General features: G+C 56.7%; 15 protein-coding genes. 7 read left to right on the forward strand and 8 right to left on the reverse strand.

The features are described 5' to 3' along the window. Positions 1-526: 526 nt before the first annotated feature. Both RAE04_RS11425 and RAE04_RS11430 read right to left on the reverse strand, forming a co-directional pair. A complete protein-coding gene (locus RAE04_RS11425; RefSeq protein ID WP_005325318.1) occupies positions 527-907 on the reverse strand; it encodes a hypothetical protein in 381 nt (126 codons plus the stop codon). Further along, positions 907-1,116, reverse strand: a complete 210-nt coding sequence (locus RAE04_RS11430; RefSeq protein WP_049063700.1) for a hypothetical protein — start codon at positions 1,114-1,116, stop codon at positions 907-909. Before RAE04_RS11430 ends, RAE04_RS11425 begins: the two co-directional genes overlap by 1 nt. Positions 1,117-1,351: 235 nt before the next feature. Here RAE04_RS11430 and RAE04_RS11435 point away from each other — a divergent pair, with 235 nt between their 5' ends. Beyond that, entirely contained in the window at positions 1,352-1,645 is a 294-nt protein-coding gene (locus RAE04_RS11435) for a hypothetical protein (protein ID WP_070432501.1), read from the forward strand. Positions 1,646-1,652: 7 nt separating this feature from the next. On the opposite strand, the gene RAE04_RS11440 is transcribed toward RAE04_RS11435, so the two are convergent. Beyond that, positions 1,653-2,273 carry a recombinase family protein gene (locus RAE04_RS11440; RefSeq protein ID WP_066487288.1) on the reverse strand — a complete coding sequence of 207 codons (621 nt, stop codon included), beginning with the start codon at positions 2,271-2,273 and terminating at the stop codon, positions 1,653-1,655. A 134-nt stretch (positions 2,274-2,407) separates the two neighbouring features. Between RAE04_RS11440 and RAE04_RS11445 the strand changes: the two genes are divergently transcribed. The 6 genes from RAE04_RS11445 (at position 2,408) to RAE04_RS11465 (ending at position 5,315) form a co-directional block, all read left to right on the forward strand. Then, entirely contained in the window at positions 2,408-2,953 is a 546-nt protein-coding gene (locus RAE04_RS11445; protein ID WP_034666346.1) for a TetR/AcrR family transcriptional regulator, read from the forward strand. Then, positions 2,950-3,309 (forward strand): DMT family transporter, encoded by a 360-nt coding sequence (locus tag RAE04_RS11450; RefSeq protein WP_048733039.1) that lies wholly within the window; start codon positions 2,950-2,952, stop codon positions 3,307-3,309. Before RAE04_RS11445 ends, RAE04_RS11450 begins: the two co-directional genes overlap by 4 nt. Beyond that, positions 3,306-3,635 (forward strand): DMT family transporter, encoded by a 330-nt coding sequence (locus tag RAE04_RS11455; RefSeq protein WP_049152090.1) that lies wholly within the window; start codon positions 3,306-3,308, stop codon positions 3,633-3,635. Before RAE04_RS11450 ends, RAE04_RS11455 begins: the two co-directional genes overlap by 4 nt. A 99-nt stretch (positions 3,636-3,734) precedes the next feature. Next, positions 3,735-4,049, forward strand: a complete 315-nt coding sequence (locus tag RAE04_RS11460; protein WP_174232238.1) for an NIPSNAP family protein — start codon at positions 3,735-3,737, stop codon at positions 4,047-4,049. A 264-nt stretch (positions 4,050-4,313) separates the two neighbouring features. Beyond that, a complete protein-coding gene (locus RAE04_RS11750) occupies positions 4,314-4,361 on the forward strand; it encodes an erythromycin resistance leader peptide (RefSeq protein WP_011152926.1) in 48 nt (15 codons plus the stop codon). A gap of 99 nt (positions 4,362-4,460) precedes the next feature. After that, a complete protein-coding gene (locus tag RAE04_RS11465; protein ID WP_011152925.1) occupies positions 4,461-5,315 on the forward strand; it encodes a 23S rRNA (adenine(2058)-N(6))-methyltransferase Erm(X) in 855 nt (284 codons plus the stop codon). Positions 5,316-5,714: 399 nt separating this feature from the next. On the opposite strand, the gene RAE04_RS11470 is transcribed toward RAE04_RS11465, so the two are convergent. The 5 genes from RAE04_RS11470 to mobF all read right to left on the reverse strand — a co-directional run bounded on the left by RAE04_RS11470 (position 5,715) and on the right by mobF (position 12,368). Further along, complete coding sequence (locus tag RAE04_RS11470) at positions 5,715-7,166, reverse strand: replication initiation protein (RefSeq protein WP_010993828.1); 1,452 nt, start codon at positions 7,164-7,166, stop codon at positions 5,715-5,717. 458 nt (positions 7,167-7,624) lie between these two features. After that, positions 7,625-7,891 carry a hypothetical protein gene (locus RAE04_RS11475; RefSeq protein WP_011117486.1) on the reverse strand — a complete coding sequence of 89 codons (267 nt, stop codon included), beginning with the start codon at positions 7,889-7,891 and terminating at the stop codon, positions 7,625-7,627. Further along, positions 7,888-8,478: a ParA family protein gene (locus RAE04_RS11480; protein ID WP_010993829.1), complete on the reverse strand. Its 591-nt coding sequence runs from the start codon at positions 8,476-8,478 to the stop codon at positions 7,888-7,890. Before RAE04_RS11480 ends, RAE04_RS11475 begins: the two co-directional genes overlap by 4 nt. A gap of 129 nt (positions 8,479-8,607) precedes the next feature. Then, positions 8,608-8,874, reverse strand: a complete 267-nt coding sequence (locus RAE04_RS11485; RefSeq protein ID WP_197418375.1) for a ribbon-helix-helix domain-containing protein — start codon at positions 8,872-8,874, stop codon at positions 8,608-8,610. Positions 8,875-9,017: 143 nt separating this feature from the next. Further along, entirely contained in the window at positions 9,018-12,368 is a 3,351-nt protein-coding gene (mobF, locus tag RAE04_RS11490; protein ID WP_066487272.1) for a MobF family relaxase, read from the reverse strand. Positions 12,369-12,440 lie beyond the last annotated feature (72 nt).

Here is a 12,440-nt window from a genome sequence, read left to right on the forward strand (position 1 = left end):
ACTGATAATAGGCCACGGAATGCGCACCCATCTTCGCGATAGTCAGCACTCCGACACCTCCTGTCAATCACCACGGTGACCACCTGGACACCCCATTGGGCAACTTGTTGCAAATGTACCATAAACCTAGAGCGCTTAGCGCTCGTAAAGCGTGGTCAGCGCAGAAAAGTAGCCGGCGCTTCGGTGTCTCTGGTTGTGTCAGGCAACCGCTAGCGATAACTACGAACGCCAGGACGCGATAATCACGCGGGGCAAGAAAGTCGCACACGCGACTTTCGCGGCAGCACTAAAGAGCCAAGCGTTAAGGAGCAGTGATGGACAAACTTTTCGGGCGCGAAGCGGCCAAGATTGGACGCCAAATCATCGACCAGGCCGAGCCGTTTAACGCCGCCCACACCACTAACTGGGGACTACCTTGCAAGCCCACCGTCACGCGCCACCAACGCACACGAGTCCACCGGTCGAGAAAAATCGCCCAGCACGCGCATGATAGACACGCGTACTGGGCGACTTTCGCTTTCAGTGTTTAGGATGCTGCGAGCTTTTGGGCGCGCTGGTAAGACACTCCGAGGACTGTTCCCATATCTCGCACGGTCATTCCAGCGTTTCTCATTGCAACAGCGAGGTCATGAGTGCTTGCCTGTGCCGCAGCGGCCAGTCGTGCCGCTTCTTCGCGTTCTTTTTCGGCGCGAGCTTTCATTTCCGCAAGGCCCGGTGGGAGAACAACATCAACAATAATGTTGAGTTCGTCTGGGTCTAGGCCTGCCTGAAAGGCCAGTGCTTCGCGCATCTCGTCGGCAGCATTAGCCAGCCGCTTAGTTTGGGACACTGCCCCTAGTTCGGCGCATTCGAGCACCCATACTCCGCTGGTTCCGCGTTCTGCGGTTACTGTGTATGTCGTGGTCATTACCTCCACCAGCCTTTACCTAATTCTTGGGCGTATTGGTCGAAAAACTTCTTGACTGTCACATCGTCAATCTCACGGTGCCTACCTAAGGTTCGGGTTGTGTTGCCTACCCGATAAGCGTCATGGCGCGATAGGGCGATTTCCTCAAATTCAAGACCGCGCCGCTTGGCTTCCGCTTTCAATTTCTTGATGACGGCGTTTCGCTTCATAACAGTAGTCTACCGGCGGGAGACTAAACAAGTCAACCATGGGTTGACGGTTTTTCTTGATTGTGTTCCTTCGCCAATTGAACTGGGGACTACCTTGCAAGCCCACCGTCACACGCCGCTAACGCGCACCAGTCCGCCGGCCGATAAAAGTCGCCCAATACGCGTGTCTATCATGCGCGAGCTGGGCAAATCCTTGTTCGGGGGAAAGTGCACACCCATATGACATGGTGTCCATATGAGTAGAAAAAATCCTTCACCCGTACTTCGTCCGTCACTTCGCACCAGCACCGTAATTTTCGGGGCGGCAGTCATCTCACTTATCGTCGCTGGTCTGTTTGGCCGGGTGGCAGAGCTCCTGACGCTTTTCGCCTTCTGTCTGCTTGCTGTAGCAGTGCGCGTTGGTGTCGCCATAGCAGCCACCATGCCGTGGGAGGGGCCAGTGAAAAAATCGCACTGGCTCGATGTCGGAATCTTCCTTGCACTTATTCTGGGGGCTATCGCCTTTTTCTCGCTTGCTGACCACCTCTAACGGCCCGTTAGTCGGCGAGGTATTTATACAGTGTGGTGCGCCCAATGCCGAGGCGGCGGGCAACCTCAGCCTTCGGAATACCAGCGCCTACCCACTCGCGCGCTTGCGCTACTTGTTCCTCGTTGAGGACTTTCGCCCGCCCCTTATAAACGCCGCGCGCCTTGGCTTTCGCAATACCTTCGGCCTGGCGCTCACGAATAATCGAACGCTCAAACTCCGCCACCGACCCGAGTAGGCCAAGCATAAGTTTGGCCACCGGACTGGAATCTAAAGAATAGGTCTGCCCCTCTTTGAGGAACTTCACGGATACTCCGCGTTCAGTGAGTTCATCGACCAGTCGGTGGAGGTCGATAAGGGAACGGGCAAGCCTGTCCATGCTCACCACAATGAGTTGATCGCCGGCACGCACATAATTCAACGCCCCATCGAGACCAGGGCGCTGGGTGGACGAACCACTCACCGTATCGGTGAAGACGCGGAAGACTTTTTCCTTCTTCAACGCCGCCAACTGCCGGTCAAGATTCTGATCCTTGGAACTAACACGCGCGTAAGCAATTTTCTGCCCCGCAACAACCTCTGGTTGTTCAGGAATGTCTAGAGGTAGTGACGGTTCTGTTTCATTACTCATAAACCCACCCTAGCGAACAGTGGATTAAACGCGATGGATGTAATTCCTAGACTGTCCACTTAGGGTGTACCCCAGGTGCCCCTACCAGCGCCCGCAGTTGAAGGCTTCACCTACCAAATGGTAAAGTTAGCTATATGCGAACCAGTCAGCGCTCCGAGATCCTGGAAGCTGCCCTCCGCGTCATGAACGCAGCGGAGGGTGGCGACATTACCCTTGACGCAGTGGCCCACGAGGCCGGGCTCACCAAACCGGGATTGCTATATCACTTCCGCAACCGCGACGTACTGCTCGCCGCGATCGTCGACCACGCTGCGGCCAACGTCGAGAACGACATGACTGCCACCCTTGGCAAGCCCCTCGAGAACGCCAACGCCACCGAGCGGCTCCTGAGCTACGTTCACGTCGCCGCCCACGGGGCCGCCAAGCGCGCCGAGTTCATCATCTGGGGCCAAGCGACGTATCGGCCCGAACTCACCGAACCGTGGACTACGCGGATGGGCCGCTGGCTCGAACTCCCGGACGATCTCGACGCCGCCACCCGAGCCAGGCTGACCACCGCCCGACTCGCCGCCGACGGACTCTGGGGCGCCCAGGCCACAGGTGTGTCCACCCTCCACGGCGCGGATCTCGAAGCCGTCGTCTCCAGCATTCGCTCCCTGATCGAAGGAACAACCCCATGAAGCAGTGGTTCCTGCTCGCTGGCGCCATCACTACCGAAGTGGCGGCGACGCTGTCTCTCAAGGCGGCGCTCAATCACCCATCCTGGTACATCGTGGTTGCTGCCGGATACATCGGCACTTTCGTCTTCCTCACCTTCTGCCTGCGCGAAGGAATGCAGATCGGCGTCGCCTATGGCATCTGGGGAGCCAGCGGGGTCGTGCTCGCCGCCGTGCTATCCGCCGCGATTTTCGGTGAACCTCTGACCGCTGTGATGGGTCTTGGAATGGTTGCGATCATCAGCGGTGTCCTCACCGTCGAACTCGGCTCCCAGAAAGCTCAGCAAACCGCAGCCCAGGAAGCAGGAGTCAACTCATGAGATGGATCTTCCTCGCAGGCGCCATCTTGTCCGAAGTCGTCGCGACCATGTCGCTACGAGCCTCCGACGGTGGCCGGGTGAAGAAATGGTTCATCGGCGCCATCGCGGGGTATCTCGTGGCGTTCGTCGCCTTAAGTCTCGCCTTGGCCGACGGCATGGCCCTTGGCGTCGCCTACGGCATCTGGGCAGCATCCGGCGTAGCTCTCACCGCGATCCTCGCCCGGGTCATCTTCCACGAACCCCTCACCCGAACCATGGCCCTCGGCATCCTCCTCATCGCCGTCGGAGTTCTCACCGTTGAACTCGGCGCCAACTTGGCGAACTGACGCATTTCCGCAGGTAAACCAGGCAGATTGGTGTGCTGCACCACGAGGCGCACAGACAAAGGCTCCCCAATGAGCGCCTGTGGGCCTAGCGTTGTGGATGTGATCACCTGTGTCGTCCACTACACCATCGACCCCGACCAGATCGCAGCCTTTGAACAGTTCGCCCGCGCTTGGATGCGGCATGTCGACGAACACGGCGGCACCCACCACGGGTACTACCTACCCGCGGAAGGTGTGAGTGACCGTGCGGAATCCCTGTTCAGCTTCCCCAGCCTGGCTGCCTACGAGCAGTACCGCACCTTGTTCGGCACCCACTCGGACTTCATCGCCGCTGACCGGATTCGAGACGAGTCCGAGTGCGTCCTGCGGTACGAGCGCACCTTCATGCGGCCGCTCCTACCCCAGGGACACTGAAAGGGACTCCGGCAGCACGCTCGGCACAACCCACAACGCCGCAGGTCAGCGCGTACAGATGGGTGTACTTTAAAAACGCTCGGAGGTAGGGTAACTCCCCCTCGTTGCTCAGAGACGAAATCCGCCAGCGGTGGCGGCGCGACGAGCCGAAGGTAGGACAAATACAATTCCAGTCCAGGTGCAGATGTCTTGCACTGTTGCGGCGCAGTTGTCTTCTTTTTCACCGCGTATCACCCGCGAAATTAAATTGATATAATTAGGCCCATGTTGATTTCAGGTACCGCTTTCTTGCGGTTGCGCTCTAACCGCTAAGGCGGTTTCCTACCCCGTAGGTTAAAAACCGCTCCGGTCCTTTAGCCGGGCGGTCATTTGTCATGCCCGGCTCCTTTTCAACTCCAAGGAGCACACCTGATGTCTGCATACGGACACGGCCGTCACGAACATGGCCAAAATTTTCTCACCGACCACAAGATCATCAACTCCATCATCGACCTTGTAAAACAAACCTCCGGCCCCATCATTGAGATCGGACCAGGAAGCGGTGCCCTCACTCACCCGATGGCCTACTTGGGGAGGGCAATAACGGCAGTTGAAGTGGACGCAAAACTAGCTGCCAAACTCACACAAGAAACCTCCTCGGCGGCGGTCGAAGTGGTCCATGATGATTTCCTTAACTTCCGTTTACCCGCCACTCCCTGCGTCATTGTGGGAAATATTCCCTTTCATCTCACCACTGCCATTCTTCGAAAGTTGCTGCATGCGCCGGCATGGACTGACGCTGTACTCCTCATGCAGTGGGAAGTCGCTCGCCGCCGGGCTGGGGTAGGCGCAAGCACGATGATGACGGCTCAGTGGTCCCCATGGTTCACATTTCACCTGGGTTCCCGGGTACCAAGGTCTGCTTTCCGGCCACAGCCAAACGTTGACGGGGGGATCTTAGTGATCCGCCGGGTGGGTGACCCGAAGATTCCGATAGAGCAGCGCAAAGCCTTTCAGGCGATGGTGCACACCGTTTTCACTGCCCGGGGACGCGGGATAAGGGAAATTCTCCGAAGGGCAGGGTTGTTTTCATCACGTTCAGAAACACAATCATGGTTGCACTCGCGAGGAATCGACCCTGCGACCCTACCTCCCAGATTGCACACCAGCGACTGGATCGATCTCTTCCAGGTGACTGGTTCCTCTTCACCGCACCATCGACCAATTTCACCATCGGGAAGTAGTCAACGACCTCCTCAACGGAAAAACCGAAGCCGGCGGCGTTAATCCCCCCACCAAAACCGAATTGCACCAGTAGTACTAAAAGGTAAGCGAAGTCTGGCCGCAGACGCATCAATCACGGACAACTCGCGGGCAGCGTTGTACTCGGTAAGGAAGCTCATGGTCTCGACAATAGACCGCACCCGCGACATGAGTGCGGCCTATTCGAACAAGCATTGAGCTAGTCGTTGGTCGGTTTTCTGCTTTCCATTCCTCAATATGGGCAAGCCAGCGCACTTTGAATTCGGTGAGGTTATGGCGGAGGGTTGCGAGGTCTAGGAGAACAGAGGAAGTCATGCTTTGAAGCATATAAGCTGCCCTGCCCCTCAAGGTTTTCTTCAAGTGAGGTTTTATCTAACTGCCTAACGGCAGGGGAACCGTATATTGCTTACGGTATGAGACCCCTTAAACGTCCGGATAGTCACCGCTCTTCTTTAGCTCCGCGACATGCCTAGCAACCGTGGCGCGAGAGACTCCTACCTCTGCCCCTATTTCAGCCCACGTGGGAACTGTCCCTGTCTGGAAATACTGATCGTTCACCATTTGGCTAATACGGGACTTCGTAGATCGTCCTTGAGCCTTTTTCTTACGGTGCGTCTTTTCAAGCTTCGACCTTTGTGCTTGCGCATATTTTCCCTCGGGGTCTGTTTTCCAGCGTTGTGCGGCTTTTTGTCCGCCTCTGCGTCCCATCGTGGCCAAGGCTTTCCGCTCGCTGCTGGTGGCTTTACCTGGTGCGTTAGAGCCGCTGTAGGTCTCGCTCTTGGATTGGGCGACATACCCGCGCACGCGCCTTGCCATGGTTTGGCGGTCGCGCATGGGTGGCATCTCGTTGTCGCGGCCTGCACCGCCGTGGGTGTGTGCGACGTTGTAGGCGTGCTCATAGGCGTCGATGATTGCTGCGTCTGTCAGGCGTTGGCCTTGCTGGCGCAAGCGGTGGCCAGTCTTAAGCGCATGTCTAAAGGCTGTTTCGTCGCGTGCTGCGGTTCCTTGGACAATCCAGAGCACACGCACACCGTCGATAAGTTCCGGGTCATACTGGTCGAGACCACCGGCGATTTCCGCGTCTACGTCCTGGGCGAGTGCTTTGAATGCTTGGGCTTCTTCACGGCGGGTCTTGACCGCGTTGATAAGTTCGCGGCCAGAGCTGAATTGCTGGCGTGGGGTGGGGTTGAACTGGTCGTGTCCTGCCATATCCCTTACCTGCTTTATCAAGTCTCCAAGGCGCATCACCCGGTTGTGCTGCCTATACCAACGATAAGCGGTAGGGGCTTTGCCTGTGTAGAACGGGTTGCGGCTAAAGCGGTGGGAAAAGTGCGGGTCATGGTCTAAAAGCTCACCCAGCACACGCGTGGTTGCTGCAAGAAGCTTCATCTGCGCAGATTTACCGTTACGGTCAGCGTAGACAGGGTCAATAAGCCATATGAACTGGGCTTTGCCGTTAGTTGGGTTAATACCCACCCAGGCTGGCCCGACGCTATGAGTAATCAGTGAGCGCACCACGTCGCGGACGTACGGGTTTAAGTCTGCGGGGTCACCGCCTGCGGTACCTACTTGGTCAACGTCTACGACCAGGACGGCGGCGTACTGCTTGGTGGTGAGCATGGCGTACTCGCACCGTCCTAAAGCATCAGTCTCGAAGCGATACATACGCGGCGAGTTCGTGCCGTCAGCGTTGCGTCGATAGGCCTTTTTAAAGTCTCGTGTGACTGAACCGTGGAGTACATCGCGGCCTAGATGATCGCGTAAAAGGTCGCGGTCACTGGCAGATGCTGGGGTGTTGTCCAGTCCACCACGGTCGCGCTCGACGCGGGTAGGTGTTTTAGTGTGCGCATTCTGCGCATGAGTCTGTAAACTCATGACCGTGCTTTCTCCCAGGTGTGTGCTGGGTGATAAGCGAAAGTCATCGGGTTGCCGCCCGGTGGCTTTCTTCGTTTTTCATTGTCTTTCCCTGACTCTAAATGACACCGGTGTTATTTACTAGCCATGACACGCGAAAAATATGCCTTTTACCTGCGGTTACGTATGGCTAGACATATGGCAAGCTATACGTAACCGCGTTTCAGCTGCACAGGGCTGTCTGCGCAGATTTACCATCACGGGACTTTTCCCAGTTCAGGCTGCGCATATTTACGCATACAACGAAAGCGGTTGCGCAGATTTACCACACACTCTGCGCTGATTTACCGATACGCAGAAAAAGCGTGCGCAGATTTACCCATACGGTGGCGAATTATCCAGAGCAATAGGTATACAGCAATACAGTAATACAGGTGCCATAAACCTGTATTACTGTATTGCTGTATGCCTGTAAACCTTTATTTATTGTTGTGGACGTATTCTTCGAGGTAGGTGCTAACAATCTCGCGGATGGTCACGCCTTTTTGGGCGGCGATGACTTTAAGTTCTGCGTGAAGGTCGCGGTCGATTTCAATCGTCATCTTCTTGACGTAGTCGCGGCCTGTGGGTTGGTGGAATGCGCTTCGCACTGTTTTCTTCTCGGCTGCTGGAGTTAGCTTCGTGGCTTTTTTCATTGAGGTTCGCGGGCCTTGCTGCGCCCTGGCGCGTTCTTTACTGGTGCTCATTTCATCATCTCCATGAGTTCGTCGGCGACGTGGTCGTAGCCGTGCATGTCGGGGCCTGGGCAGTATCCAAACGCTAGGTGCATATCTTCGCGTAGCGGGATTTCGGTTTTAAAGTGCGGCATGTGTTCCGCGTCGAGCGCTTCTCGTGCCGCGTCAAGGGCGCTGGTGCCTTTCCTGGCGAACGTCAGTAAGACTGCATGAGGTGTTCCGTTGACTGCGTCGCGCAGCTCCCATACTCGGGAGAGGTCGGCAGCAGCAGAACGGGTCGGAAGAATGATGAAGTCGCTGACTGCGATTGCTGCTTCGATAGCGTTCTCGTCTCCTGGCGGCACATCGATGAACATGAACTCATCGTCTCCGACGAGTGCCGCTTGCCTATCGACGCGCTTGGGGATGGACAGCTCAACCTCAAACGGTAAAGGATCACCTCCATCCTCTGCGCGTTCAGACCATTCCAGTGCCGAGCCCTGCCGGTCTAGGTCGGTTACGGTCACGGTCTTTCCTCGGTGGGCGAAAACCGTGGCAAGAAACATCGTTGTGGTGGTCTTGCCAACGCCGCCTTTGGCGTTAATGGCGGTAATGATCATGGCTTCTCCTAGGTGTATAAATCATTGCCCCTACCACTTTACAGGTTTAAGTAAATACTGCTTTACAGGTTTACAGTAATACATTTTTACAGGTGCCTGTAAAGACAAAAGAGCAGGCAGATAGCACTTTTATTTTTCTTTATCGTCAGACTCGGCAGAAAGTCCAGCAAGCATGATGCGGTAAAACTCGTTTTCAATGCTCTTTTCTTCGAAGTCCGCAGCGACGTGTTCCCAGTGGTATTCCTCCAATTGGGGAAGCATCGCTGTTACTGCCATCTTGAGGTAGAAACCACGACTGCGTCCGGTGCGAGCACACAGTGTGTCTAGGCGCTCGATGATGTCCTCTGGCATGCGTACAGATACCACGCGCCCGGAGGGGTGGGGTCCTTGAACCATTGACGTAAGTCCTTCCCTTGCCTGTCGTAAACATTGTTTACGTACTGTCTTTGGCAGTCCTACTCTTTTTCTCGTGAGCGTTATTTGCTTTCGTAAACATTGTTTACCATATGTCCGGAGTCCACGAGGGCGAGCGAAATTTTCTACAGTTCCGGGCTGTCGTTCTCCGGGGTGTCATCGAGCCAGGTGTCTTGGTCGTTGTCGTAGTCGCTATCTGCGGCGGCTTGCTGGTGGAACCGGGCGAGCATCTCATCATCTGCGGTGGTACTAATACCGAGTGAGTCGAGGAAGTCCATCGACCGTTTCAGTCCTTCCTCATTCCGGCGCTGGGTGTTTAGCTCGTCTAGCTCGGTCTCAAGCTGGCGAATCGGATCAGTAAAGCTGTCGCGATAGTCCACAGCCTGGTCATAGGATGCAGCTACCTTGTCGCGCACGGTGATTGCTTCGTCTAGGAGGGCCTGGTCATTGTTGCCGTGGCGTAGCCTGCCGAAAAAGCCCCTCGAGTTCTTCGTGTCCTCGAACTCGCGCACTACAGCATCTTGCTTGGAATACTGCTGTCCGAGCTGTTCAACCTGCTGGTTAGCCTGGTCGTACTCACCGCGCAGCGTCTCAAGCTGAGTGTTTACCCGTTCTATCTCGGCATCGATACGCTCCACGGCGTCATTGGACCGTGTAGCACTGTACTCGTTGCCTGATTCCGGTTCTGGCACCTCATCGGCGTTGTTGGCCTGGGCGCGAGCATGGAAGTCAGCAAAGCGCGCTTCGCGTTTAGCGGCAAAGCTGCGCATGTACTTACCCATTTCGGTGCCAGCAAACGGGTTATCGGTATCCGTTTGGGAAGGCTGGTTGACGAGTTTGGTCAGCTCCCAGTCCTGCTTGGCTTGCCCAAACAGCGCCTGGGGTGTCTTATCGCCTTGCTCGCGCATTCCTGCGGATACCAGCAGGTCGCGGGCGTATTCGGCAGACTCACGCCGTGCGACCTGATTCACCTGGCCGTGGCCGGTCTCGGTGTCTCCTGGCTGGGTCTCGGCGATATAGAGGAAGTTGCCCTCACGCCCACGAGTCATAGGAACGTAAACACTGGACTTATCTAGGTTGCCCACACCAGCAACAACGCGGGACACATCCACGGTCGCGCCTTGGGAACTATGACCAGTAGCGGCATACCCCAGTTGGGTGTGTTTATCGAGGTAGTCGCGGTTTAGTGTCACAGTGGCTAAATCATCATCACACCGCCGGGCTGTGATGGAACCGTCTTTCCCGATGGAATCAACGACCCAGCGTTGACCATTGCGGACAACATCGCCGTTGCTGGTCACCAACTTCGCATCGTTGCGACGAGTCAGGATGACATCACCGACACCGGCTGTCAGTCCATCAGACAAGCCCAGGCGGTGCTCAGGGTTAATCTCGCCGCGCTCTGCGCGAATCTTCTGCGCCGCAGCATTCAGCGCAGTGACCTGGTCGCGGGTAGCAGCAACCAGCAAGGACTGCTTTCCTGCGGCAGTATCATCACGCCACCCGGCCAACGCATCGTCCATCATTGCCGTAACCGATCCTGCGTGCAGGCGCTTGTTCTGCATGTACCACTCGGCGGCACGAGAAACGTCTGCTTCCTCTCCACCGCGCAGCCACTTCGATGCTTCACGCTCACCCGCGTCACGCTGGCGGAACACCTCGCGTAGCTCCACGGCATCAGGCAATTCATGGGACAAGGTCGCCAGCAGGCCAGAGCGGGCCTTGACCGCCGAGTATTGTTCTGGGTCTCCCACAAAGACCACGCGCGCGCCGGCAGCAGTGGCAGTCTCCAGCACACGGATCGTATCGGGGTTAGACACCATGCCGGCTTCATCAACAACCACAACGGTGTCCCGGTTCCATCCCAGCTTCGCCGCTGTATGCTCCGGTATCAGCTCGTCTGTGCCAACAAAAGCGCGCGCAATCGTCATGGATTCATCGGCCACATTCTCACCCACCATCACGTCAGCAGCCTTACCCGTAGGTGCTAGGCCTACGACGTGTTTACCAGCCTGATTCCATGCCTTGTGCGCGGCCTTGAGCGAAGAAGTCTTACCGGCACCAGCCGGTGCGACCACTACAGACGCCAGGTAGTCAGAGCCGACAACCGCGCGCATAGCATCAGCCTGCGCAGGCGAAAGCTCACCCTCAACCGGTTGGATTGACTCGGCGGTAACCCCGCGCTCCACGCGCGCGGTGGCCATATCAACGCCACGTTCAACCTCGTCGACCACCTCGACGGTGGTGTACTTCTGCGAGCCTTCACGCTGGGTATTATCCAGCTCTCGGGACTTCTCCGGGGTCACTGACCAGGTGCCACGCGTCCCCAATGCAGCATCAACAAGTCCTTCGACCGTGACCGTCATATCCTCCGGGGAAACTGCGCCTGGGCGGATAAGTTCTGCTGCTTTTTCGGCAACATCAGCTCGGGTAAACGTGGAGCGTTCTGCAACAACCGCGCTTAAAATCTGGGATGGTTTCGGCAAGAAATCCTCACCCACCGCGCGCGCTGGCGCTTCATTGTTTGGCACAAGTCCGGCCACAAACTCACGCACCTGCGCGCCGTGTTCAGCACGTGCCCACTCGGTTTCCAACTCCTCTAGTGGGGTGTCGGTGTCCTTGGTACGCCGGGTGATTTTCTGCGCGATACGCTCATAGGCCGCACGTGTTTCAAGCCCATTGTCGGCCTGCCACTGGTCGATTTCACGCGCCCTGGTCGAGTACGACGCAATCAATTCTGGGTCATCAAGGCCGACGATTTCTGCGCATCCGTTGACCACGTCGCCGAACTCTACGCCGAGTTTTTGGCTCAAGATTTCACGCACCGTGGCTTGATACACCATGCCTGCCGCGCGCGCCTCATGGTACAAACTCACCCCATCGAGCGTGCGAACTTTGCCGTCGCGGCATAGCTGTTTATTCGCCAACAACACGTGTGAATGCACATGCGGGTCGCCCGCACGTGAAGTGCGGTGCTCGTATTTCACGCCCGAAATACCCGCCAACTTTTCAACAATAAGACGCTTTCCCGTCGGCTCTTTTACTTGCTTTCGCGTGTAGCTGGCATGCTCCGACAAGTAATCCAGCGCCTGGTTTACGGCCGCCTGGTGGGCTTCATCGACGATGCCACGCACGGCAGAATCTGCACCCATACCCCACAACAAGGAGACAGATTTCGGCGCACAAAACGTCAGATCGAAGCCTGGAACACTATCCTTTCGCGGAGCATTTCCAAGCCCCGTACCGCTCGGAGCGACCGCCTTATTGAACCAATCCTCAACCGTTTTCCCCGACACAATCGCACCGTTGTCGGCGCCCAAAAACGCCGAAACTTCAGCCATGTTTTCGCCCCGAAGCCACGCCGAAGCCGGTTGCTTTCCGTCCTCGGAATAGTACGAATCCGGCCCCCGATTCTCATCAACCGTGGACTGATAATAGGCCACGGAATGCGCACCCATCTTCGCGATAGTCAGCACTCCGACACCTCCTGTCAATCACCACGGTGACCACCTGGACACCCCATTGGGCAACTTGTTGCAAATGTACCA

The organism is Corynebacterium sp. CTNIH16 (assembly GCF_032821655.1).
Taxonomy (GTDB): domain Bacteria; phylum Actinomycetota; class Actinomycetes; order Mycobacteriales; family Mycobacteriaceae; genus Corynebacterium; species Corynebacterium marquesiae.

Bases quoted from the DNA above. Each gene is read 5' to 3' on its own strand.
- RAE04_RS11425 (WP_005325318.1), bottom strand. From the start codon at position 907: ATGACCACGACATACACAGTAACCGCAGAACGCGGAACCAGCGGAGTA.
- RAE04_RS11430 (WP_049063700.1), bottom strand. From the start codon at position 1,116: ATGAAGCGAAACGCCGTCATCAAGAAATTGAAAGCGGAAGCCAAGCGG.
- RAE04_RS11435 (WP_070432501.1), top strand. From the start codon at position 1,352: ATGAGTAGAAAAAATCCTTCACCCGTACTTCGTCCGTCACTTCGCACC.
- RAE04_RS11440 (WP_066487288.1), bottom strand. From the start codon at position 2,273: ATGAGTAATGAAACAGAACCGTCACTACCTCTAGACATTCCTGAACAA.
- RAE04_RS11445 (WP_034666346.1), top strand. From the start codon at position 2,408: ATGCGAACCAGTCAGCGCTCCGAGATCCTGGAAGCTGCCCTCCGCGTC.
- RAE04_RS11450 (WP_048733039.1), top strand. From the start codon at position 2,950: ATGAAGCAGTGGTTCCTGCTCGCTGGCGCCATCACTACCGAAGTGGCG.
- RAE04_RS11455 (WP_049152090.1), top strand. From the start codon at position 3,306: ATGAGATGGATCTTCCTCGCAGGCGCCATCTTGTCCGAAGTCGTCGCG.
- RAE04_RS11465 (WP_011152925.1), top strand. From the start codon at position 4,461: ATGTCTGCATACGGACACGGCCGTCACGAACATGGCCAAAATTTTCTC.
- RAE04_RS11470 (WP_010993828.1), bottom strand. From the start codon at position 7,166: ATGAGTTTACAGACTCATGCGCAGAATGCGCACACTAAAACACCTACC.
- RAE04_RS11475 (WP_011117486.1), bottom strand. From the start codon at position 7,891: ATGAGCACCAGTAAAGAACGCGCCAGGGCGCAGCAAGGCCCGCGAACC.
- RAE04_RS11480 (WP_010993829.1), bottom strand. From the start codon at position 8,478: ATGATCATTACCGCCATTAACGCCAAAGGCGGCGTTGGCAAGACCACC.
- RAE04_RS11485 (WP_197418375.1), bottom strand. From the start codon at position 8,874: ATGGTTCAAGGACCCCACCCCTCCGGGCGCGTGGTATCTGTACGCATG.